The sequence below is a fragment of the Leisingera sp. ANG-M6 genome (genome assembly GCF_000813905.1).
In the GTDB taxonomy this organism is placed as follows: domain Bacteria; phylum Pseudomonadota; class Alphaproteobacteria; order Rhodobacterales; family Rhodobacteraceae; genus Leisingera.
Window position 1 is genome coordinate 24,310 of the sequence record NZ_JWLG01000025.1, and the last position, 22,083, is coordinate 46,392.

The following is a 22,083-nucleotide window of genomic DNA, read 5'->3' on the forward strand; positions in this document are numbered from 1 at the left end:
GCGGCGGTCCACCGGGCCGCCGCCGCACCGCTCCAGCTAAAGGAGGCTCCAATGCCCCATGACGCAGACAGCCCCTCACCCTTCCACGCAGGCGAACAGGAAATGCAGCGCCGCGCGGGCAAGCGCGACATGGCAGAAACCCTGGGCCGCCGGATGATCCGCCCCTTCATGCCTGAGGAGCATCGGGAGTTCTTCGCCCAGCTGCCGTTCCTCGCCGCCGGTGCAGTGGACGCGGACGGCTGGCCCTGGGCCAGCCTGCTCAGCGGTGCCCCCGGATTTGCCGTCTCGCCCGACCCGGAGCACCTGCGAGTAACGCTGAATGGAACTGCGGGGGACCCGGTCCAGGCCGCCATCCGCGAGGGCGCACCGCTGGGGCTATTGGGGATTGAGCTGCACAGCCGCCGCCGCAACCGGCTGAACGGGCGGATTGTTTCAGCAGGCCCGGAAGGTTTCACCCTGCGGGTGGACCAGTCCTTTGGCAACTGCCCGCAATATATCCAGGAGCGCGATCTGATCCCCGCTGATGACGTGCCCGCCGCGCCCCCGCAGGCCTTTACAGACCTGCGGCCGGAGCACAGCGCGCTGATCGCCCAGGCCGACACATTCTTTGTCGCCAGCCACATCCCCGCCGCCGCGAACCCGGATCGCGAGGGTGTCGATGTCTCCCACCGCGGCGGGCGGCCCGGCTTTGTCCGGGTGGCGGGCAATACCCTCACCATCCCGGATTTTCGCGGCAACAACCACTTCAACACGCTGGGAAATTTCCTGCTGAACCCGCGCGCCGGCCTGGCCTTCCCGGACTTCGAGACCGGCAGCCTTCTGCTGCTGACCGGCACGGTGGAGCTGCTGGAAGAAGACCATCCGGACGTGACCGCCTTTGAACGCGCACAGCGCGGCTGGCGCTTTACCCTTCACAAGGGATTGTGGCTGGAAGCCGCCCTGCCCTGGCGAACCGGCCCGGGAAGGTTTGCCGCTCAAACCCTGCGCACCGGCACCTGGGCGGAAACCCAGGTCAGTAGCGGCACACCCGCCAAATAGCATCCTCGCGTGAGACCCTGAAATTTTCTCTGGACAAGACTGTCCAGGATCGTCGATGAATTGGACAGAAATGTCCAAAGGGCGGATTCGGGGGAGATCCCCGCCTGCCCGGTGACGGCAGACAGGGAGCAAAGCCATGAAGTCGCACTATCGTGCCGTTGTCATTGGGGGCGGTGTTGTCGGCACCTCTGTCCTCTACCACCTGGCGAAATTCGGCTGGAGTGATGTCTGCCTGATCGAACGCTCGGTGCTGACAGCAGGGTCCAGCTGGCACGCGGCGGGCGGCTTCCACGCGCTGAACGCAGATCCCAACATCGCCTCGCTGCAGGCCTATACCATCGACCTCCTGTCCGAGATCGAACAGGAATCCGGCCAGTCCGTCGGCATGCATATGACCGGCGGCATGACGCTGGCGGGCACCCCGGACCGCTGGGAATGGCTGCAATCGGCCTACCGCACCTTCCAGTCGATCGGCATCGACGACTGCCGCCTGATCACACCGCAGGAGGCAGGCGAACTGTGTCCGATCATGTCCACCGAGGGCATCCTCGGCGGCATGTGGGCCGACCGCGAGGGTTATGTCGACACCACCGGCACCGTGCACGCCTATGCCGGAGCGGCAAAGAAACGCGGCGCCGAGGTGATCGAGCACAACCGGGTGCTGGAGCTGCATCAGGTGGAGGGCGGCTGGCAGGTCGTGACCGAAAAGGGCACCATCCACGCCGAACATGTGGTCAACGCCGCGGGCCTCTGGGCCAAGCAGGTGGGCCGGATGGCTGGCATAGAACTGCCGGTCTCACCGCTCAACCACCACTATCTGATCTCCGACACCATCCCCGCGCTGGAACAGCTCGATTTCGAGGTGCCGATGACCGTCGACCTCGAAGGCTTCACCTACATGCGGCAGGATCAGAAAGGCATTCTGCTCGGCATCTACGAGATCGACCACCAGCATTGGATGATGGACGGCGCGCCCTGGGAATACGGCTTCGAACTGCAGCAGGAAGACCCCGACCGGATTGAGCGCGAACTGACACTGGGGTTCGAACGCTACCCGGCGCTGCAAACCACCGGGGTCAAAACCTGGGTCAACGGCGCCTTCACCTTTGCCCCCGACGGCAACCCGCTGGTGGGCCCGGTGCGCGGCAAGCCCGGCTACTGGTGCGCCTGCGGCGTGATGGCCGGTTTCCTGCAGGGCGGCGGCGTCGGCAAGTCGCTGGCCGAATGGATGATCCACGGCGAGCCGGAGGCGGATGTGTTCGGCATGGATGTGGCGCGTTTCGGCGACTATGCGCAGAACAAGCGTTTCATCAAGGAAACCACCGGCCAGTTCTACACCCGCCGCTTCGTGATGACCTATCCGAATGAGCAGCTGCCCGCAGGCCGTCCGCTGAAAAAGGCCCCCGCCTATGACGGCATGACAGCCGCTGGCTGCCGCTGGAGCGCCAGTTACGGGCTGGAGATCCCGCTTTACTTCGCCCCGTCGCAAGACTTCACCGAAACCCCGACCCTGAAACGCTCCAACGCCTTTGGCATCGTCGCAGAGGAATGCAAGGCAGTGCGCGAGGCCGTGGGGCTTCTGGACATCTCCACCTTCTCCCGGTTCGAGGTCACGGGCGCCGGCGCCGAGGCCTGGCTCGACCGCCTCATGGCGTCGAAACTGCCCAAACCCGGCCGCGCCAAGCTGGCGCCGATGCTGTCGCCCGAGGGCCGCCTCAAGGGCGACCTCACGGTCTTTAACTGGGGGGATGGCACCTGGTGGATTATGGGCAGCTACTACCTGCGCGAATGGCACATGCGCTGGTTCCAGGATCACATGGATGAGGGTGTCGCGGTGCGCGACGTGACCGATGCGATTACCGGATTCAGCCTGTCAGGTCCCAACAGCCGCAAGGTGCTGGAAAAGCTAACCGACGGCCCCATCGCTGACCTGCCCTTCATGGGCTGCGGCACCTTCGACATCGGCATGCTGCGCCTCAAGGTGGGCCGCCTCTCGGTTGCAGGTGAACTGGGCTATGAACTCCACTGCTCCGCTGCCGAGCACATCACCCTGCGCGAAACCCTGCTGGAGGCCGGTGCAGACCTTGGCCTCCGCGAAGTCGGCTTCAACGCGCTCCTGAGCCTGCGACTGGAAAAAAGCTTCGGCATCTGGAGCGCGGAGTTCACCCAAGGCTACACCGCAGCGCAGACCGGCATGGACCGCTGGATTGACTGGAACAAGGACTTCATCGGCCGCGCCGCCACGATGAAGGAACGCGACGCGGGCGGCCCGGGTCAGGTTGTTGTGACCCTTGAGGTGGACGCCACGGATGCAGACGCCAGCGGCTATGAACCCGTCTGGCAGAGCGGAACCCGCGTCGGCTTTGTCACCTCCGGCGGCTATGGCCACACCACGGGCAAGTCGCTCGCCATGGCGATGGTGGACCGCAACGCAGCCGCCGAAGGAACGGAACTGACCGTGCATATCGTGGGGCAGGAACGCCCTGCGCGCGTGATTGCCCCCTCCCCCTACGACCCCTCCGGCAAAGCGATGAGAGGCTGATCCGATGACCTTTGAGAATGAAGGCAACCAACGCGGGCGCAGACGGCGGGGACGCGGGGGCGACACCGCCCCTGCCCCGCAACGCACCACAAACTACCGCCAGCTAAGAAACCCCTTCCCGCAAATAGAGGTCTTCCCGGCGCATCAGATCGCGGACATGCATGAAACCGCGCTGAAGATGCTCGAGGAACTGGGCATGAAGGTTTTGCTGCCGGAGGCGCGCAAAGTCTATGCCAAAGGCGGCGCCCGCGTCGATGAAGACAGCGAAATGGTCTATATCGGCCGCGACATGGTGGAGGCGGCGCTGGCCACTGCCCCCCGCTCAATCACCTGCCGGGCGGGCGCACGGGAGCGCGATATCACGCTGGAGCTGGGCAGCCTGGTGTTCCAGGCAGGGGCAGGCGCGCCAAATGCCACCGATCTGGAACGCGGCCGCCGCCCCGGCTCAGCCCGGGATTACCTGGAATACCTGCAGCTTACCCATCACTTCGACGTCTTCCACATGATCTCCCCCCAGGTGGAACCGCAGGACGTCCCCATCCATCTGCGCCATTACTTCACCACTGAGGCGCAGATGACCCGGACCGACAAGTTCCCCTTCATCTTCTCACGCGGCACGCCGCAGGTGATGGACTGCTTCGAGATGATCCGCGACTTCCGCGGGTTGTCTGACGCGGAGTTCCAGTCGGAGCCGCGATGCTACACCATCATCAACACCAACAGCCCGCGCACGCTGGACATTCCGATGGCGCAAGGCCTCATCGACTTTGCACACCACGGGCAGGTCTCGATCATCACGCCCTTCACCCTGATGGGTGCAATGGCACCGATCACCGTCGCGGGCGCGATCACCCTCAGCCATGCGGAGGTGCTGGCCGCGCTCACTCTCACCCAACTGGCTAATCCCGGCGCGCCGGTCTGTTATGGCACTTTCACCTCCAACGTGGACATGAAATCCGGCGCGCCTGCATTCGGCACGCCCGCGCATTTCCAAGCCTCCCTGGCCGCAGGCCAGCTGGCGCGGCACCTTGGTCTGCCCTGGCGCTCTGCCGCCGGGTCCGCGTCAAACTGCAACGACGTGCAGGCGGCCAATGAAAACCAGATGGGGCTCTGGGGTTGCCTGATGGCCGGCGCCACCGTGATCATTCACTCGGCCGGCTGGCTGGAGGGCGGGCTGTCCGTCTCCTACGAAAAACTGGTCACCGACGCCGAAGTCCTGAACATGATTGCCGAACTTTGCGCAGGCGCCCAGGCCGGGACAGACGAAATCGGCTACGCCAGCGCCCTGACACAGGTGGAGCCGCAGGGGCATTTCTTTGCCGCGCCCCAGACCATGGAGCGCTACAGTACGGAATTCTACGAACCCGTGGTGCATGATTATGCCAATTTCGGCACCTGGACCGAACGCGGCAGTCTGGACGCCAGCCAGCGTGCCACCCGGGTCTGGAAGGAGATCCTCGCCCATGATACCCGGCCTGTGACGGACGAAACCCGCGCTGAAGCGCTGCAAGCCTTCATCGCCAAGCGCACCGCAGAAGGCGGCGCCCCGCCGGAGAGCTGACATGGCCAGACGCGCCGCCCCGGTGCTGCACCGGGACAACCCCGAGAAGGAACCCCTCAGCGGCCATGTGAAGGTCACGCCGGAGGACTGGCTGAACGTGGCCCGCGACCTGCTGGTCAGCGAAGGGGTGGCCGGGGTCAAGGTGCTGGCGATCGGCGAACGGCTCGGCGTATCGCGCTCCAGTTTCTACTGGTACTTCAAGAGCCGCAAACACCTTCTGGAGGCGCTGCTGGACGACTGGGAGGCGCGCAACACCGCGCCCATCCTCGACCATTGCGACCTGCCCGCCGCCAATATCTCCTGGGCGGTCTGCAATTTCTTCCGCTGTTTTGTCGACCCGGACCTGTTCGACGCTTCCCTGGATTTTGCGGTGCGCGAATGGTCGCGCCGCGACGGCAAGGTGCGCAACCGGATCGACGCGGCGGATGCGCAGCGGCTGGCTGCGGTGACGGCGATGTTCGAACGCCACGACTACTCCGCCTATGAAGCTGAGGCCCGCGCCCGGATCCTTTACTTCATGCAATGCGGCTACCACGCACTGGAAGTGCGCGAGCCTATGCAGGCCCGCACCGCCCGGCTGGAAGGCTACCTGCTGGGCTTCACCGGGGCTGAACCGGACCAGCAGGCGGTGGCCGCGGCCCGGGCCTTTGCGGAACAAAAGATGGACCGCTGACTGCAGCACGTCTCGGCCTGCCGCGACGGCGCCGAGAAGGCGGCCCGCTGCACCCGCAGCCGAAAACTGCAGAGGCATACCCTGGGGAAGCCCGCGGAATCTCTCCCTTCAAAGGCAAGCAGCGGACACTTCATCCCTGCACGAAATCTGCACAAAAGCCCCCTGAAACCTGCGGAGACAGCACGCCAAAGCTGCAAGCGCGGGCCTCATCCTGCCTGGCAAAGAGATTTGAGAGCAGGAGACAGGACATGAGGCAGGAACTGGTTATTCACGGGGTGCCCGACAGCATCAGGCTGGATGGGTGGTGGCTGGAAACGGCGGACGGGCCGCCGCAGGCTCCGCACCGCCGCCCGCGGGACGGCGGGCCGCTCATCGCCGCTTTACGGATCCGCCATGCGATACCGCTTCTGGCGGCCCTGGTTGCAGTTGCCGACTGGCTGTTCTGGGAACAGCCCGCAGGCATCTCGGTTGCGGTTTTTGCGCTGATCCTCTCTGCTGCCGTCATGGCGATGAAACCGCGGCGGCCAACAGCCCGGGAATGGGCCGGTGCGGCAGGTTTTGCTGTGCTCAGCAATCTGCCCGCCGCCATTGAGCTGCAGTTCCTGTCGGTTCTGTTCAGCCTCGGCGGTCTGGTCTGCCTTGTGGTCTGGGCGGTCTACGGCCAGGCCGCCAGCGAACGGCTGGCGCTGCGCACCGCCCTGCGCTTGCCGACCATCGGCGCCACGCTGCTGCTGCGCGATGCATTCCGCGCCATGCCCGCCACGGACCTCAGCTCAGGCGCCCGCCGCCAGGCGGCAGCGATGGCGCTGCCGCTGCTCATGGGCGCGGTTTTCCTGATGCTTCTGGCCGCCGCCAACCCGGTGCTGGAGGAGGTTCTGGCAGAGCTGGATCCGGCCCGCCTGTTCGAGCTGGAATTCTGGCTGCGGCTCCTGTTCTGGACCGTGATGGCAGCGCTGCTTTGGCCCTGCCTCAACCTCAGCGGGACATGGCTGGGCAGTGCAGCACCGCCCGTTTCCGTGCAAAAGGCAGGCCCCAGCCGGGCCGCCTTTCTGATCAACCCGGTTTCGGTGCGCAATTCGCTGGTGCTGTTCAACCTGCTGTTTCTGGTCCAAACGGTGATGGATCTTGGCATCCTGACCGGCGGCGTCTCCCTGCCTGAAGGGATGAGCTATGCTTCTTACGCCCACCGTGGATCCTATCCGCTGGTGGTGACGGCACTGCTGGCCGGTGTGTTCACGCTGGTGACGCGCAGCATGACTGGCGCCGACAGAACCCTGCGCGCTCTGGTCTACCTCTGGCTGGCGCAGAACATGTTCCTGGTGCTGACCGCCGCCATCCGGCTGCATCATTATGTCGGGGCCTATGCGCTGACTTACCTGCGGATTGCTGCCTTCATCTGGATGGCGCTGGTGCTGGCGGGACTGGTGCTGACCGTGGTGCAGATCCATCGCGGCCACGGAAATGCCTGGCTGCTGCGCCGGTGCTTTGCCGCCCTTGCAGGAACCCTCTACATCTGCGGTTTCGTGAACTTCGCCGAGGTCATCGCCCGCTACAACCTGACCCACGGCAGTACGCTGGTGAAACAGGACACATACTACATCTGCAGCCTCGGTGCCGGTGCCTACCCCACTGTCCATGCCTTTGAAACCGAAACCGGACAGCAGGTCTGCGGCAGCGCAATGCACTATGACCTCTACAAGACCGCCATCACCAACTGGCGCGAATGGGGCTTTCGGAGGTGGCGGATCCAAGCCTATTATCAGCGGCAAAATTGAAGGACCCCATTTGATGCCAGCCCGCATTCTTGTTGTCGATGACGATCCCGATATCCTTGAGGTGACCGGCTTCGCGGTGGAAAAGGCAGGCTTTGAGACGCTTTTTGCCAGTGACGGCCTCGCCGCGCTGAACGCGAGCCGGGAGGAAAACCCCGACCTGATCGTGCTGGACATCGGGCTGCCGGAACTGGACGGGCTGGAGGTCTGCCGCGAGATCCGCAAATCCTCCGACGTGCCGATCCTGTTCCTCACCGCCCGCGATGACGAGATCGACCGCATCGTCGGGCTTGAGCTGGGCGCCGACGACTACCTGACCAAACCCTTCTCCCCGCGCGAACTGGTGGCCCGGATCAAGGCGATCCTGAAACGCAGCGCCCCCGCCGCCCCGGCACAGCCCGAAGCGGTGCTGGCGCAGGGCAGCCTGGAGTTGAATGCGGAGCGCCACCTCTGCCGCTTTGGCGCAGTGCCAGTGTCCTTGACCGGGTCGGAGTTCCGGCTGCTGGCAACCCTGATGGCCCGCCCGGACCGGGTGCTGTCGCGGGCGCAGCTGGTGGATGCGCTGTATGGCTACAACATCCATGTCTCCGACCGCACCATCGACAGCCACATCCGCAACATCCGCGCCAAGCTGGCGCAGGCCGGCTGCGCCGAGGGGATCGTGACCGTCCACGGCGTCGGCCTCAGGATGGGCGCATGCACCCCAGCCTGAACCGCAACGGGCTGACCCGCAAATGGCGGCCGCGGCTCTGGGCGGTGGTGCTTCTGGTGCTGGCGCTGGTGCTGTGCCTGCCCTTTGCCGGGCTGATCCTGTTCCGTTTCTACGACAGCCAGCTGGTGCAGCAGACCGAGGAAAGCCTGCTGACTCAGGCCGCGGTGATGTCGGCGGCCTATGCCGAGCTTTATGCAGGCGCAGCGGGCACCGAACCGCCCCGCGGGCGCGCCGTCTCCGGCGAGCACGCGGTGTTTCCGTCGCTGTCCGTCAACAGCGAAACCGTCCTGCCGCCCCGCCCCGACGCAAAACCGCTCTCTGGTCCTGCGGGCGCCCCTTACCGGAAGATCGCAACCCCGCTGACCCGCATTGCCAATGCCGCACAGGCGCAGACGCTGGCCGGCTACCGGTTTCTTGACGCCCGCGGCAACGTCTTTGCAGGCACCGCTGAAACCGGCACCTTTCTGGGCCATGTGGAGGAGGTGCAGGGCGCGCTGGCAGGCGAAACCGTCTCTGTTGCGCGCACCCGCCTGCGCGAGGACGCGCCGCCCGCGCTTTACACTCTCAGCCGCGGCGCCCGCGTGCGCGTGTTCGTGGCGATGCCGGTCTTTGCGGACCAGACCCTGATCGGCGCGGTCTACCTCAGCCGCACCCCGAACCACATCTTCCGCTTTCTCTATGGCGAGCGCTTCAACCTTGCCAAGGCCGCGGGATTTGTTGCCCTGTCCACTATGCTCATCGGCTATGTGTTCTGGCGCTTCATCACCCGTCCGATCCAGCTGCTGATCCAGCGCAGCCAGCTGGCGGGCCACGGCAGCCAGACGTGGGAGCCGCCGGACCAGCTTGGCACCCGCGAGATCGAGGACCTGAGCCGCAGCTTCCAGTCTCTGACCGGCCGCCTGCAAAGCAAGCAGGACGCGCTGAAGACCTATACAGCCCATGTGACGCATGAGTTGAAATCGCCGCTCACCGCCTTGAAAGGCGCTGCAGAACTGCTGCGCGACGACGATCTGCCACCGGCCCAGAAACACCGGCTGCTCGACACCGTGGACAAGGGCGGCAAGCGGATGGAGGACCTGCTGGCCAACATGCGCGCCTTCAGCCTGGCGGATCAGAGCGCGATGGCAGGAAGCTGCTGCCTGAACGAAATCCATGCGCAGATCTCGCAGACCTTCCCGGCCCTTGCGGTCAAGGTGCAGAACGGCACCCTGCCGCTTCCGGTCGCGGCGCGCACCCTGCAGATCATCCTCACCCATCTTCTGGAAAACGCACAGCAACACGGCGCCAAACAGGCCGTGCTGACCGCCTGTCAGGACGGCACCGCCACCTGTCTTCAGATCACAGACGACGGCCCCGGCATCAGCGCAGGCAACGCGGACAAGATCCTGCAGCCCTTCTTCACCACCCGGCGGGACAGCGGCGGCACCGGCATGGGGCTCAACATCGTCAAGGCAACGGCAGAGGCCCTCGGCGGCACGCTGAGTGTTTTCCCGTCCAGCAGCGGCGCCTGTTTCCGGCTGACCTTCCGCTGAAATCAGCCGGGCCGCCCAGCAGCAGGCGGCCCGCTCCTCAGCATCAAAGACGTGTCAGACCTGCCCCGGCAGCCACAGCACAATCGCCGGGAAGGCCACCAGCAGCGCAATGGTCACCGCATCGGCTATAAAGAAAGGTGTCACCCCCTTGAACACGTCCTGCACGCTCAGGTCATCGCGCACGCCCGCCACCACAAAGCAGTTGAGGCCGATGGGCGGGGTGATCAGGCAGAACTCAGCCATTTTGACCACCAGAATGCCGAACCAGATCGCGCACATCGGGCCGGACATGCCAAAGGTGCTGTCCGCGGCGGAAACCGCCTCACCGCCATTCAGTGCCATCACCGCGGGGTAGACCACCGGCAGCGTCAGCAGCAACATCCCGATTGCATCCATGAACATCCCCAGTACTGCATAGGCCAGCAGAATGCAGATCAGGATCAGCATCGGCGACATCTCCAGCGAGGTGATCCAATCGGCAAATGCGCCTGGCAAGTCGGCAAAGCCGAGGAAGCGCACGTAGATCAGCACCCCCCATATGATGGTGAAGATCATCACGCTCAGCTTGGCGGTCTCCAAGAGCGCATCCTTCAGTTCCCGCCAGCGCATGCCGTGGCGCAGGGCCATCAGGAACACCACAAACGCCCCGATTGCCCCGCCCTCGGTCGGGGTGCCCCAGGCGTCGCCGCCAAAGGGGTTGTAGACAAAGAAGATGATGGTCACGACGACAAACACGATCGGCAGCGCCGGCGGCAGGGCCGCAAACCGCTGGCGCCAGGTAAAACCGGTGACGCGCGGCCCGAAGTCCTTGATCACCATCGCCATGCCAACGATCAAGAGACCATAGATCATTGCCGAAAACGCACCGGGAATGAAGCCTGCCAGCAACAGCTTGCCCACATCCTGTTCAACGATGATGGCGTAAATCACCAGAATGGCCGAGGGCGGGATCAGCGACGCCAGGGTGCCGCCAGCAGCAACAACACCCGCGGCAAAGCGCTTGTCATAGCCGATCTTGAGCATCTCCGGGATGGCGATGCGGGCGAAGACGGCGGAGGTCGCCACGCTTGCACCGGACACGGCGGCGAATCCCGCGGTGGCAAAAACAGTGGACACCGCCAGCCCGCCCGGAACCCAGGCCATCCAGCGCTTGGCGGCCTCGAACAGCGCACGGGTGAGGCCCGCATAGTAGGCGAGGTAGCCAATCAGGATGAAAGTCGGAATGAGGCTCAGCGCCTGGCTGGACACCTTGGAATGCGGCACCTGCCCCGCGGTCTTGACGGCAATGGTCAGTGCCTTGCCAAAACGCGCCGGGTCATAGCCGAACTTGGCCCAGAAAATCCAGATCAGGCCGATCATCCCGGCAGCAGCAGCGGCAAAGGCCACCCGCATGCCCAGGATCACCATCACCAGCAGCCCGGCTGAAACGATCAGCCCAATTTCAATCGGTTCCATGTCAGAAATTCCTCAGCTGTCGTGGCCGGAGACGTGATCCGCCTCCATCGCCGCCTGGGTGGCGGCATCGGCAATCATCGGGACGGCAACGGGCCTGTCCGTGCCGCTGCGCAAAGCACGGCCATAGGCCCAGAGCTGCAGTGAAAGGCGCAGGCACAGCACGCTGAACGCTACCGGCGCCAGCAGTTTCGCAGGCCAGAGCGGCAGCGAGATATCCATCGAGCTATCAGCGCTCCACCACGGCGCGGCAAAGTCGAAACTGCGCTGAAAATGCGCCCAGCTGCCCCAGACCATCAGCAGCATCAGGATCAGCACGGCGGCGGTGGTCAGCAACTCGGCCAGATACAGCGCCCTACCCTTCAGCGCGCCCACCAGAATGTCCATGCGGATATGGCCGCCGTCGCGCTGGGTGAACGAAATGCCCATGAAGGCAATCAGCGGCATCGCCTGCTCGATCCAGTCGACGTAACCCGGCAGCGGGCTGTTAAACAAATTGCGCCCGCCGACGGAGCCAACGGCAAGCAGCATCAGGGAAAACACCGCCAGGCCGCTGAGCAGGGCAAGGGGCTTTTCCAAACGGTAGAGTTTCTGGTCAAGCGCGCTGAGACGGCTGCCGTCTGTCAGCACGAGGGATGAGCCGGCCATGGCGGGACTCCATCAGTTTTTCAGGGGAAAAAGCAGTGGCCCCGCAGCGCGCGGCTGCGGGGCGCGGCAGGCTTAATTGCCTTCGGCAATCAGGCCTGTCACCAGGTCGTAGAGTTCCTGCGCAGGCAGGCCGCGGGCGGCGTTTTCCTCGATCCACGCCTGGGCCGCAGGTGCCGCAGCGGCCTCCTTGAAGGCAGCGATTTCCGCATCCGGGAAGGTCACCAGCTCAATCCGGGCGGCATCCAGCGCAGGTTCCCAGGTGTCCAGCGAGTTGAACTTGTAAAAGTCCACGTAATGGGCCAGCGCCTCATCCACCGAACCCAGCAGCGCTTCGCGGTGCTCATCGGACAGGCTGTCCAGCGCATCGGTGTTCACCACCACCGGGCAGTTCACCGTGCCGGGGTTCAGGTTGGTGGTCCACCAGGTGCCGTTTTCGATGGTGCCAAAGGACATATGCGCGTGCGGTGCAAAGGCCACCGCCTTGACGATGCCGCTGTCCATTGCCTGGCGCACCTCGGTGGCCGACATCGAGGTCGGGACCGCGCCGACCGCTTCCATCGCCTTGCCGATACCGCCGGTTGCGCGCACGGTCAGCCCTTCAAAGTCCTTCAGCGTGCCGGGCACATCACCGGTGCCGATCAGATTGTATTGCGGCAGCGGCGAAGGCATCAGCAGGGTTGCGTTCCAGCGGGCCAGATCCTTTTGCACTGCGGGGTGCTGGTAGACCGCTTGCGAGACGGCGATTTCCTGCTCCAGCGATGTCACCCCCAGGAACGGCAGCTCCAGCACGGTGATGGTCGGGTTCTTATCGCGGTGGTAGCCGGCGCAGAACTGGGCCATTTCAAAGGCGCCGATGGAGATGCCGTCGAGGTTCTCCTTGTTCTTCGAAAGCCCGCCATAGCTGATGTTCAGGGTGAACTCGCCGCCGGTTTTCTCAGAGACCAGTTCGGCCAGCTTCTCGACGTGCTCGGTAAAGGCCCGGCGCTTGCCCCACAAGGAGACGTTCCATTCGGTGGCCAGGGCTTCGGTGCCAAAGGCGGCGGTGAGGGCGGCCAGCGCGGCCCCCTTGAGATAAGTGCGCATCAGTGCTCCTCCCAGAAACATGCGGATATGATTGGGGGAGTATCCGGGACGGCGGGCCGCCTGCCTATGAAGGAAACCGCGCGGCATTTGCGGGCCGCCCTGCGGATTTCCGCAAGGTGCACGGGCTACAGAAGGGCGTCCTTGTCGAGGCCCAGTTTGACAATCTTTTCGTTCAGCGTGCGGCGGCCGATCCCCAGCGCCTCAGCCGCTGCATCCATGCGGCCCTCGTGGGCTTTCACCGCCTTGCCGATCAGTTCGCGCTCAAACGCGGCTACCGCCTCGCGCAGGGTGTCCGGCACATCGTCCGGGGGCTGATCCATGCGGATGGCTTGCGCCATGCTGCCACCGCCGCGGCGCGCCGCCAGAACCCGGCTCTCGCAAACGCTGCGCAGCTCGCGCACATTCCCCGGCCAGCCGTGCGCCAGCAGCGCGGTCAGATCGTCCTGAGAGATATCGGGCACGGCGGTTTCGTAAAGCTGCGCAAACTGCGCCAGAAAATGCGCCGCCAGCAGCATCAGGTCATCGCGGCGCTGGCGCAGCGGCGGCAGGGTCAGCACCATGGTATTCAGGCGGAACAGCAGATCCTTGCGCAGGCGGTTCTCCTGCACGGCCAATTCAACGTCCTCATTGGTGGCAGATACCACGCGGAAGCTGACCGGCACCGGCAGCTGGCCGCCTGCGGGCAGGATCTGCTTATCCTCGATCACCCGCAGCAGCTTGGCCTGCACTTCCATGGGGCAAGAACAGACCTCATCCAGAAACAGCGTGCCGCCCGAGGCCGCCAGCAGCCGCCCGCCGGACCCGCCATCGGTGCCAAACATGTCAGCCTCAAAGGTGGCGGGCGACAGCGCAGCGCAGTTCAGCGCCAGAAACGGCGCATCGGCATTTGGCCCCAGATCATGCAGCGCACGCGCGACCAGCTCCTTGCCGGTGCCAGTCTCGCCCTCGATCAGAACCGTGGTTCCGGTCTCCGCAAGGTCCAGGATGTCCTGGCGCAGCTGCACCACCGGTGCCGTCTGCCCCAGCAGAACCCGGTCCAGCCCCGACAGCGCAAACAGCCGCGCCTTCAGCCGCGCGTTGCTTTGCTGCATCCGGTGCTGTTCGGCCGCGTGGCGCAGGATCGCTAGCAGACGGCGCGGCTCATAGGGCTTTTCGACAAAGCTGTAGGCGCCGTCCTGCATCGCCTTCACGGCCATCGGAATGTCGCCATGGGCGGAAATCAGCACCAGCGGTGGCGCGGCGGGATCCAGCGCGGCCAGCAGGTCCAGCCCAGACATGCCGGGCATCCGCACATCCGACAGGATGACATCGGGCTGAAACTCCGCCAGCCTCTCCTGCCCCGCCACCGCCCGTGCCGCCGCAGTGACCTGCCAGCCCGCAGCCTCCAGGAGTTCCGCCACCGACTGGCGCATCGCCTTGTCATCATCAATGACCAGAATGCTGAAGGGCCGGGCACTGCTCATGGCTGATCTTCCTCTGCTTGCCGGACCGGAAACGCGACCCGGAACACCGCACCGCCTGCGTCCCTGTTGCGGGCCGTCATTGTGCCGCCGTGATCCTGCACGATACCGGCAGAGATCGCCAAGCCCAAGCCCATGCCCCGGCCGCTTTCGCGGGTGGTGACAAAGGGCTCCTGCAGATCGGCCAGCGTGGCTTCGCCCAGGCCATGGCCGTTGTCCTTGATGTCAAACCAGGCCTCGCCCTCCGCAGCGCCGGTGCGGGCCATGATTAGCGGCGCCGCGCTGTCCTCGCTGGCATCAATGGCATTGCGCAGCAGGTTGGTCATCACCTGCTCGATCCGCAGGCGGCTGCCCTGCACGCTGACCGGGCCGGGGCACAGATCCAGCCGCAGCTCTGCCCCCGCCTCCTCAAGATTGGGGGCAACCAGGGCGGCAGAGGCACGCATCGCAGCGTTCAGGTCAACCGCGGTTTGGCTCTCGGCATCCGGAGTCGCAAAGAACTTTAGCTGCCGGGTGATCCCCTCCATCCGGTCTACCAGCGCTCCGATCCTGGCTGGCAGCGCCGCGGAATTGCCCGGAGCGATCTCCGCGGCAACCAGATGGTTCCGCATGGCGGCAATCGGCTGGCCCAGCTCATGCGTCACCGATGCGGCCAGCCTGCCCAGAGCTGCCAGGCGGCTGGCGCGCTCCAGTTCATCCTGGGTGCGCTTCAGCCGCCGTTCCGCGGTGCGGCGGTCCTCGATCTCGCTTGCCAGCAGTTCGTTGGCCCGGCGCAGCTGCGCCTCTTCCTGTTCGGACCGCGCCAGCGCGGCGCTGATCCGGCGCGCCCGCTGCACCTGGAACAGGATCAGTGCAAGGCCCGCGGCAAATCCAACCAGCGAGGTGACCAGCCAGCTGCGCGCCACCGCCCGGTCGCCGCTGGCAAAGTAATGCAGGGTCCAGCCGTGCGGCGGGACCGGTGCCGTCAGGTGGATCTGCTCCCGCCCGGAAATCACCGCGCGCGGCCCCTCGCCCGCCTGCCAGTCCAGCGGTTCCAGCGCCTGGCCCGGAAACTGCCGCGCCGCCTTGATACGCTGCCGCTGCCCTGCCGTCAGCGGCGCCATCACCCGGTACCGCCAGGCGGGGTCAGAGGCCAGCAGCACAACGCCGTCCTCATTGGCCATCAATACCTGCTCGCCAGATCCGCTCCAGCTCTGCTCCAGCGGCTGAAAGCCGATCTTGATCGCAATCACACCCGCCAGCGTTCCATCCGGACCCCGCACTGCATCGGCGATGAAATACCCCGGCAGGCCGGTGGTGGTGCCAATGGCGTAAAACCGCCCCTGCCCGCCTTGCAGGGCCTGCTGAAAATAGGGGCGGAACGCATAACTCTGGCCGACAAAACTGCCGGGCTGGCGGAAATTGGAGGCCGCGATGGCAACTCCGTTCGTGTCCATCAGGTAAATCGCATCCAGCCCCGCCTTGGCGGCGAAGTCTTCCAGCCGCAGGTTCAGCGTGCCGGTGTCATCACCGCCGGCGGCACCTATGACAGAGGCATCCCGCGCCAGCACATGCGTCAGATGGGAAAACCGCTCCAGCTCAGCGACAACGGAGCTTTGATAAAGCGACAGCGGCCCTTCGGCCTGCGAAACCTCTTCCGACTGGAAGTAAACGCTCGAAACCCTGAACACGCCGACCGCGACGGCAATCGTCACCACGAGGGATATCAGGAACGGGATCAGGCGCATTCCCGTCGATAGGCCGCAAAAACGCGCCATGGCAAGACATTAGTGGACCTCAGGCGCCAGCCGCTCTCAAGGCTGGACAACTTCTGCGCGCCTGCCGCACACTCCGGAAACAAGATCAATGCCAGGCGGAACCTTTCCGGGCGGCGGCACGTTGCGTCCCGGGACAGCATCCTGATCACTGCTTCTGCGGCTCCCGAGGATGTGACCGCCCCGCGGCTGCAATTTCAGCCGCAATGGCGCAGTCTTGAATTTCAAAAGCCGGGCCCAAGCCCGGCCTCAAAGGAGCGAAGGAAACCATGTCCCAGATATCCAGCACCGTCCTGGCGCTGCTCGAAATCCTGTCTTATGCCTTCATCTTCGCCCTGGGTGCAGGCCTGTTGTGGGTGATTGCAATCTACATCCACGACAAGACCCAGACCGCCAGCACCCTGCGCCGCAATTACCCGGTAATCGCCCGCTTCCGCTATTTGTTCGAGCATCTGGGCGAATTCTTCCGGCAGTATTTCTTTGCCCTCGACCGCGAGGAGATGCCGTTCAACCGCGCTGAACGCTCCTGGGTCTACCGCGCCGCCAAGAATGTGGATTCCACCGTCGCCTTCGGCTCCACCCGCGACCTGCGCCCGGCGGGAACCGTCTATTTCGCCAACGCGCCGTTTCCGGACCTGGAACACGGCACAACTCCGCCTGCCGAAGTCACCATCGGCCCCCACGCGCGCACGCCCTATACCACCTCGTCGATCTTCAACATCTCCGGCATGAGCTACGGCGCCATCTCGGTTCCGGCCGTCCGCGCCCTGTCGCGCGGCGCCAAGAAGGCGGGCATCTGGCTCAACACCGGCGAGGGCGGGCTGTCGCCCTACCACCTGGAGGGCGGCTGCGACATCGTCTTCCAAATCGGCACCGGCAAGTTCGGCGTCCGCAAGCCCGAAGGCGGCTTTGACGAGGAGAAACTCCGCGCCGTCGCCGCCCACGAAACCGTCCGCATGTTCGAATTGAAACTCAGCCAGGGCGCCAAGCCCGGCAAGGGCGGCATCCTCCCCGGCGCCAAGGTGACTGAGGAAATCGCGGCTATCCGCGGGCTGACGCCGGGCGAGGACGCGATCAGTCCCAACCGCCACCCGGAGGCGTCCAACGTGGGCGAACTCCTAGACATGATCGCCTATGTGCGCGAGGTCACGGGCAAGCCCGTGGGGTTCAAGGCGGTGCTCGGCGCCCACGGCTTCCTTGATGGCCTCTGCCAGGAGATCCTCTCCCGCGGCGAGGCCAGCGCGCCGGATTTCATCACCATCGACAGCGCCGACGGCGGCACCGGCGCCGCCCCGATGAGCCTGATCGACAACATGGGCATGCCCCTGCGCGAAAGCCTGCCCAAGGCGGTGGATGTGCTGACCCGCTACGGCCTGCGACAGCGCATCAAGGTCTGCGCCAGCGGCAAGCTGATCAACCCCTCGGAGGTCGCCTGGGCCTTCTGCGCCGGGGCCGATTTCGTCAATTCGGCGCGCGGCTTCATGTTTGCGCTCGGCTGCATCCAGGCGCTGCAGTGCAACAAGAACACCTGCCCCACCGGCATCACCACCCATAATCCCAAACTGCAGTTCGGCCTCGACCCCGCCGACAAGGCGGAACGGGTCGCCTCTTATGCCAAGAACATGCTCAAGGAGGTGACCATCCTCGCCCACAGCTGCGGCGTCACCGAACCGCGGCTCTTGCGCCGCTACCACGCGCGGATCGTGCAGGACAGCGGCCGCTCGGTCTCGATGGCGGAGCTTTACCCGGAACAGGCCCAGCAGCACGCCGCGCAGTAACCCGCCCCGCCTGAAAAATTAAAGGAGATTCCATGCCAGATTCTGACCGCCCCGCCAAAGCATCCGACCTTCTTGTGGCCGCGCTGGAGGCCGAAGGCGTCGAATATGTCTTTGGTGTCCCGGGTGAGGAAAACCTTGATCTGCTGGATTCCTTGCGCACCTCAAAGATCAAACTGGTGCTGACCCGGCATGAGCAGGGCGCCGGATTCATGGCGGCAACTTATGGCCGCCTCACCGGCAAACCGGGCGTCTGCATGGCAACGCTTGGCCCCGGCGCCACCAACCTCGCCACGCCGGCGGCCTATGCCCATCTGGGGGCGATGCCGCTGATCATGATCACCGGGCAGAAACCGATCAAGAAATCCAAGCAGGGCCGGTTCCAGATCATCGACGTGGTGAACCTGTTTGATCCGGTCTGCAAGATGTCGCGTCAGATCGTGCACGGCAACACCATCCCCGCGCTGATCCGCGAGGCCTTCCGCGTGGCCGAAGAAGAACGCCCCGGCGCGGTGCTGCTGGAACTGCCCGAGGATATCGCGGCGGAGGACACAGACGCCTCTGTCATTCCCCCGCACGCCCGCCATTACGCCGTGCCGGACGAGGCCGTTCTGACCGAAGCGGCTGACATAATCCGCGCCGCCAAAATGCCACTGGTGCTGATCGGCGCCGGCGCAAACCGCCGCAAGGCACGCTCGGCACTCTGTGATTTCATCGAACGGGTGCAAATCCCCTTCTTCAATACCCAGATGGGCAAGGGGGTGGTTGACGAAAGCTCGGACCTGTTTCTCGGCACCGCGGCGCTGTCGGATGGCGACTACCTGCACTGCGCCATCGAACGCGCCGATCTGATCATCAACGTCGGCCACGACGTGGTCGAAAAGCCTCCCTTTTTCATGACCGAGGGCGGCACCAAAGTGATCCATGTGAACTACAAGGCGGCGCAGGTCGATCAGGTCTATTTCCCGCAAGCAGAGGTGGTGGGCGATCTGGAAGGATCCATCACCAGGTTGGGAGACATCCTCGGCGGGCCGCTCGATTTCGACCGCAGCTTCTTCCAGCGCATGAAGGCGGAGACCGACAGCCATATCACTGAACTCGCCGATGATCCGCGCTTCCCGGTGATCCCGCAGCGGCTGGTCGCCGACACCCGCAAGGTGATGGCGGACTGCGATATCATCGCGCTCGACAATGGCATCTACAAGCTCTGGTATGCCCGCAACTACAAGGCCTATCACCCCAACACCGTCCTGTTGGACAACGCGCTGGCGACCATGGGCGCGGGGCTTCCTTCGGCAATGATGGCCGCACTTCTGAACCCGGACCGCCGGGTGATGGCGATCTGCGGCGACGGCGGCTTCATGATGAACAGCCAGGAACTGGAAACCGCGGTGCGGCTTGGCCTCAACCTCGTGGTCACGGTGCTGAACGACAGTTCCTACGGCATGATCCGCTGGAAACAGGCGCATGTCGGCTTTGCCGACTGGGGGCTGGAATTCAACAACCCCGATTTCGTGCAATACGCCGCCAGCTACGGTGCCACCGGCCACCGGATTGAACGGACCGAAGACCTGGCGCCAACGTTCGAGGCCGCCTTTGCCGCGGGCGGCGTGCATCTGATCGACGTGCCGGTCGATTACAGCGAAAACCAGCGGGTGCTGATTGATGAGCTGGCCGCCAAGACCTGCCTGATCTGACGGGCCTGATCCAGGTGGCCTGATCTGCCCGCCCTTTCCCCCGGCTGCCGCGGCCGCTATGACCGCGGCAGCTTACCCAAGGAAAGGCAAATCCCATGACCATCACCCGCATCGGCACCACCGCCCGCTCCAGCAAAATCGTCAAGCACAACGGCGTTGTGTACCTCAGCGGCCAGGTGTCCGAGGCCGAAACCGCCGCCGACCAGACCCGCGAGATCCTCGCCAAGGTCGACGCCCTGCTGGCAGAGGCCGGCAGCGACAAGACCCGCCTCTTGCAGACCGTGATCTGGCTCTCCGACATGTCCTATTTCGCAGAGCTGAACGAGGTCTGGAATGCCTGGGTTCCCGAGGGCCACGCCCCCGCCCGCGCCTGCGGCGAGGCCAAGCTGGCCCGCGAAATCCTGAAGGTGGAAATCATCGTCACCGCCGCCTGCGACTGACCTTTACCCGCACAAAAACAGCGCCGGGCCTCACCAGCCCGGCGCTTTCCTTTTGCGGAAACCTTACGTGCCTCAGGCGTGCAGGTCCTGCTTCATACGGGTTCCGTCCGCTGCCACCGTCTCAACCGAGATCGGCGACGCCGAAGGATCGTCGTGCAGCGACTTCAGCAAACCCCAGATCATTGCGATCAGCACAAAGGAAATCGGGAAGGCCGCCGCAATCGACGCGGTCTGAAGCGCGCCGAGCCCCCCGGCCAGCAGCAGCGCCGCCGCAACCACGCCTTCGCCCAGGCCCCAGATGATGCGGAACTTCTTCGGCGGGTTGTCATCGCCCATCGACAGCATGGTGGTGATCACCAGCGTGCCGGAGTCCGACGAGGTGATAAACCACGAGAACAACAGGAACGTCGCCAGCAGCGACATCGGCCAGCTGACCCAGCTCATGTCGCCCATCCAGCTGGTGGCGCCGATGTTGTCGATGGTCCCGAACAGCGCGCTCGGCAGGTTCCAGTCGCGCACGGTCTGGATGATGCCCGCCCCGTCAGCCGAAGCAATGCCAGAGCCCATGTGCATCTCCTGCCAGATCGCGTTGCCGCCGAACATGCACAGCCAGAAGAACGCGATGGTGGTGGGAACAAACATCACCCCGACCATGAATTCGCGGATGGTCCGGCCGCGCGAAATGCGGGCGATGAACACGCCGACAAACGGCGACCAGGAAATCCACCAGCCCCAGTAGAAGATCGTCCAGCCACCTTGCCAGGCCACATCCGGGCCTTCGGTTGCCGTCCAGAACCCCATCGGAACGAAGCTTGCAACATAGTCGCCAAGTGTTGTCACAAACAGGCCCATCAGCCACTGGAACGGCCCAAAGATCACAAAGGCTGCCAGCAGCACGATCGACAGCCAGATGTTCCATTCCGACAGGATGCGGATGCCCTTGCCAACGCCGGACACCGCGGAAATAGTTGCGATGACCGACACAACCGCGATCAGAACCAGCTTGGTGCCGGTGCCGGGATCAACACCGAACAGATGGTTCAGACCCGCCGCCATCTGGCTGACGCCCAGACCGAGCGAGGTCGCGACGCCAAACACCGTGCCGAACACCGCCAGAAGGTCCACTGCGTGCCCCCACGGGCCGTAAATGCGCTCGCCGATCAGCGGATAGAGCGCCGACCGCAGGGTCAGCGGCAGCTTCTTGCGGAACCCGAAATACGCCAGGCTCAGACCAACCAGTACGTAAAACGCCCAGCCGTGGAAGCCCCAGTGGAAGAAGGTCACGCGCATCGCGTCCACCGCGCGCTGCATGTCCATTTCCGTATGGCCCGCAAGGTCCGCATGCGGGTTGTTGGGATAGCCCCAGACTGCAGAGGTGTCGAAGTAGAAGATCGGCTCGGCAACACCAAAGAACAGGATGCCGATGCCGATGCCTGCGGAGAACAGCATCGAGAACCAGCTGAAGTTGCTGAATTCGGGACGCGAGTCGTCATCGCCCAGGCGGATCTTTCCGAAACGCGAGAACATCAGCCAGAAGCAGACAAAAAGCCCGATGGAAAACAGGGTGATGTAGTAGAAGCTGAGCCCGTTTTCGATCCAGCTGCGGATCGACTTGTAAAGGCCTCCGGCGAACTCGACGTTCATGACCGTGAAGATCACGAAGGCAGCGATCATGCCCTTGGCTGCAATGCTCATCCCCGGATGCAGGCCGGTAAAGAAACCGGATTTTGCCACCAGGTGGCTGTTGGAGTTTTCTTCAGACATTTGGTCCTCCCGTAGATTTCAGGTATCTCAGCGCCGGGACCCTCCTTGCCCGGCAGGCTGATCAGAACGCCCTGACGGGATGAAGCTTTCCCCGCCGCGCTCCGGCTTGATCCTCCCCCGGCCGCCGCATCCGCAGCAGACCGCCAATCAATAAAAAACGGGCCGGATCGGGGAGGAGAC

The 22,083-nt window shown here is 64.5% G+C and carries 16 protein-coding genes; 10 read left to right on the forward strand and 6 right to left on the reverse strand.

Going from position 1 to position 22,083, the window contains the following annotated elements; translation table 11 throughout:
* Positions 1-51: 51 nt before the first annotated feature.
* From RA24_RS19615 to RA24_RS19645, 7 genes are all read left to right on the forward strand, one after another.
* Positions 52-1,038, forward strand: a complete 987-nt coding sequence (locus RA24_RS19615) for a pyridoxamine 5'-phosphate oxidase family protein (protein ID WP_082020405.1) — start codon at positions 52-54, stop codon at positions 1,036-1,038.
* Positions 1,039-1,174: 136 nt separating this feature from the next.
* Positions 1,175-3,580, forward strand: a complete 2,406-nt coding sequence (locus RA24_RS19620) for a GcvT family protein (protein ID WP_039193739.1) — start codon at positions 1,175-1,177, stop codon at positions 3,578-3,580.
* 4 nt (positions 3,581-3,584) lie between these two features.
* Positions 3,585-5,141: a trimethylamine methyltransferase family protein gene (locus RA24_RS19625; RefSeq protein WP_019294612.1), complete on the forward strand. Its 1,557-nt coding sequence runs from the start codon at positions 3,585-3,587 to the stop codon at positions 5,139-5,141.
* Between the two features lies 1 nt (position 5,142).
* The gene (locus RA24_RS19630) at positions 5,143-5,814 is read left to right on the forward strand and encodes a TetR/AcrR family transcriptional regulator (protein WP_019294613.1); all 672 of its coding nucleotides are present in this window, start codon (positions 5,143-5,145) and stop codon (positions 5,812-5,814) included.
* Between the two features lie 248 nt (positions 5,815-6,062).
* On the forward strand, positions 6,063-7,589 hold the full coding sequence (locus RA24_RS19635; protein WP_039193741.1) for a DUF4153 domain-containing protein: 1,527 nt from the start codon (positions 6,063-6,065) through the stop codon (positions 7,587-7,589).
* 13 nt (positions 7,590-7,602) lie between these two features.
* On the forward strand, positions 7,603-8,298 hold the full coding sequence (locus RA24_RS19640; protein ID WP_039193744.1) for a response regulator transcription factor: 696 nt from the start codon (positions 7,603-7,605) through the stop codon (positions 8,296-8,298).
* Positions 8,283-9,830 carry a sensor histidine kinase gene (locus tag RA24_RS19645; RefSeq protein WP_039193747.1) on the forward strand — a complete coding sequence of 516 codons (1,548 nt, stop codon included), beginning with the start codon at positions 8,283-8,285 and terminating at the stop codon, positions 9,828-9,830. The genes RA24_RS19640 and RA24_RS19645 overlap by 16 nt, the downstream gene beginning before the upstream one ends.
* Before the next feature lie 54 nt (positions 9,831-9,884).
* Here RA24_RS19645 and RA24_RS19650 read toward each other — a convergent pair whose 3' ends face one another.
* From RA24_RS19650 to RA24_RS19670, 5 genes are all read right to left on the reverse strand, one after another.
* On the reverse strand, positions 9,885-11,285 hold the full coding sequence (locus RA24_RS19650; protein WP_039193751.1) for a TRAP transporter large permease: 1,401 nt from the start codon (positions 11,283-11,285) through the stop codon (positions 9,885-9,887).
* A gap of 12 nt (positions 11,286-11,297) precedes the next feature.
* Positions 11,298-11,930: a TRAP transporter small permease subunit gene (locus RA24_RS19655; RefSeq protein ID WP_039193754.1), complete on the reverse strand. Its 633-nt coding sequence runs from the start codon at positions 11,928-11,930 to the stop codon at positions 11,298-11,300.
* A gap of 72 nt (positions 11,931-12,002) precedes the next feature.
* A complete protein-coding gene (locus tag RA24_RS19660) occupies positions 12,003-13,013 on the reverse strand; it encodes a C4-dicarboxylate TRAP transporter substrate-binding protein (RefSeq protein ID WP_039193756.1) in 1,011 nt (336 codons plus the stop codon).
* A gap of 125 nt (positions 13,014-13,138) precedes the next feature.
* Positions 13,139-14,476 carry a sigma-54-dependent transcriptional regulator gene (locus tag RA24_RS19665; RefSeq protein WP_039193759.1) on the reverse strand — a complete coding sequence of 446 codons (1,338 nt, stop codon included), beginning with the start codon at positions 14,474-14,476 and terminating at the stop codon, positions 13,139-13,141.
* Complete coding sequence (locus RA24_RS19670) at positions 14,473-16,200, reverse strand: sensor histidine kinase (protein ID WP_039193762.1); 1,728 nt, start codon at positions 16,198-16,200, stop codon at positions 14,473-14,475. Before RA24_RS19670 ends, RA24_RS19665 begins: the two co-directional genes overlap by 4 nt.
* A gap of 296 nt (positions 16,201-16,496) precedes the next feature.
* Between RA24_RS19670 and RA24_RS19675 the strand changes: the two genes are divergently transcribed.
* From RA24_RS19675 to RA24_RS19685, 3 genes are all read left to right on the forward strand, one after another.
* Positions 16,497-18,005 carry an FMN-binding glutamate synthase family protein gene (locus RA24_RS19675; protein ID WP_039148390.1) on the forward strand — a complete coding sequence of 503 codons (1,509 nt, stop codon included), beginning with the start codon at positions 16,497-16,499 and terminating at the stop codon, positions 18,003-18,005.
* A gap of 32 nt (positions 18,006-18,037) precedes the next feature.
* On the forward strand, positions 18,038-19,699 hold the full coding sequence (locus RA24_RS19680) for an acetolactate synthase large subunit (protein ID WP_039193765.1): 1,662 nt from the start codon (positions 18,038-18,040) through the stop codon (positions 19,697-19,699).
* A 95-nt stretch (positions 19,700-19,794) separates the two neighbouring features.
* Positions 19,795-20,139, forward strand: coding sequence for a RidA family protein (locus RA24_RS19685; protein WP_039148384.1), 345 nt, complete (start codon positions 19,795-19,797; stop codon positions 20,137-20,139).
* A 72-nt stretch (positions 20,140-20,211) separates the two neighbouring features.
* Here RA24_RS19685 and RA24_RS19690 read toward each other — a convergent pair whose 3' ends face one another.
* Positions 20,212-21,903, reverse strand: a complete 1,692-nt coding sequence (locus RA24_RS19690) for a BCCT family transporter (protein WP_019297426.1) — start codon at positions 21,901-21,903, stop codon at positions 20,212-20,214.
* Between the last annotated feature and the right edge of the window lie 180 nt (positions 21,904-22,083).

Bases quoted from the DNA above. Each gene is read 5' to 3' on its own strand.
- RA24_RS19665 (WP_039193759.1), bottom strand. From the start codon at position 14,476: ATGAGCAGTGCCCGGCCCTTCAGCATTCTGGTCATTGATGATGACAAG.
- RA24_RS19625 (WP_019294612.1), top strand. From the start codon at position 3,585: ATGACCTTTGAGAATGAAGGCAACCAACGCGGGCGCAGACGGCGGGGA.
- RA24_RS19690 (WP_019297426.1), bottom strand. From the start codon at position 21,903: ATGTCTGAAGAAAACTCCAACAGCCACCTGGTGGCAAAATCCGGTTTC.
- RA24_RS19660 (WP_039193756.1), bottom strand. From the start codon at position 13,013: ATGCGCACTTATCTCAAGGGGGCCGCGCTGGCCGCCCTCACCGCCGCC.
- RA24_RS19685 (WP_039148384.1), top strand. From the start codon at position 19,795: ATGACCATCACCCGCATCGGCACCACCGCCCGCTCCAGCAAAATCGTC.
- RA24_RS19635 (WP_039193741.1), top strand. From the start codon at position 6,063: ATGAGGCAGGAACTGGTTATTCACGGGGTGCCCGACAGCATCAGGCTG.
- RA24_RS19680 (WP_039193765.1), top strand. From the start codon at position 18,038: ATGCCAGATTCTGACCGCCCCGCCAAAGCATCCGACCTTCTTGTGGCC.
- RA24_RS19630 (WP_019294613.1), top strand. From the start codon at position 5,143: ATGGCCAGACGCGCCGCCCCGGTGCTGCACCGGGACAACCCCGAGAAG.
- RA24_RS19675 (WP_039148390.1), top strand. From the start codon at position 16,497: ATGTCCCAGATATCCAGCACCGTCCTGGCGCTGCTCGAAATCCTGTCT.
- RA24_RS19645 (WP_039193747.1), top strand. From the start codon at position 8,283: ATGCACCCCAGCCTGAACCGCAACGGGCTGACCCGCAAATGGCGGCCG.
- RA24_RS19655 (WP_039193754.1), bottom strand. From the start codon at position 11,930: ATGGCCGGCTCATCCCTCGTGCTGACAGACGGCAGCCGTCTCAGCGCG.
- RA24_RS19620 (WP_039193739.1), top strand. From the start codon at position 1,175: ATGAAGTCGCACTATCGTGCCGTTGTCATTGGGGGCGGTGTTGTCGGC.
- RA24_RS19670 (WP_039193762.1), bottom strand. From the start codon at position 16,200: ATGCGCCTGATCCCGTTCCTGATATCCCTCGTGGTGACGATTGCCGTC.
- RA24_RS19640 (WP_039193744.1), top strand. From the start codon at position 7,603: ATGCCAGCCCGCATTCTTGTTGTCGATGACGATCCCGATATCCTTGAG.
- RA24_RS19615 (WP_082020405.1), top strand. From the start codon at position 52: ATGCCCCATGACGCAGACAGCCCCTCACCCTTCCACGCAGGCGAACAG.
- RA24_RS19650 (WP_039193751.1), bottom strand. From the start codon at position 11,285: ATGGAACCGATTGAAATTGGGCTGATCGTTTCAGCCGGGCTGCTGGTG.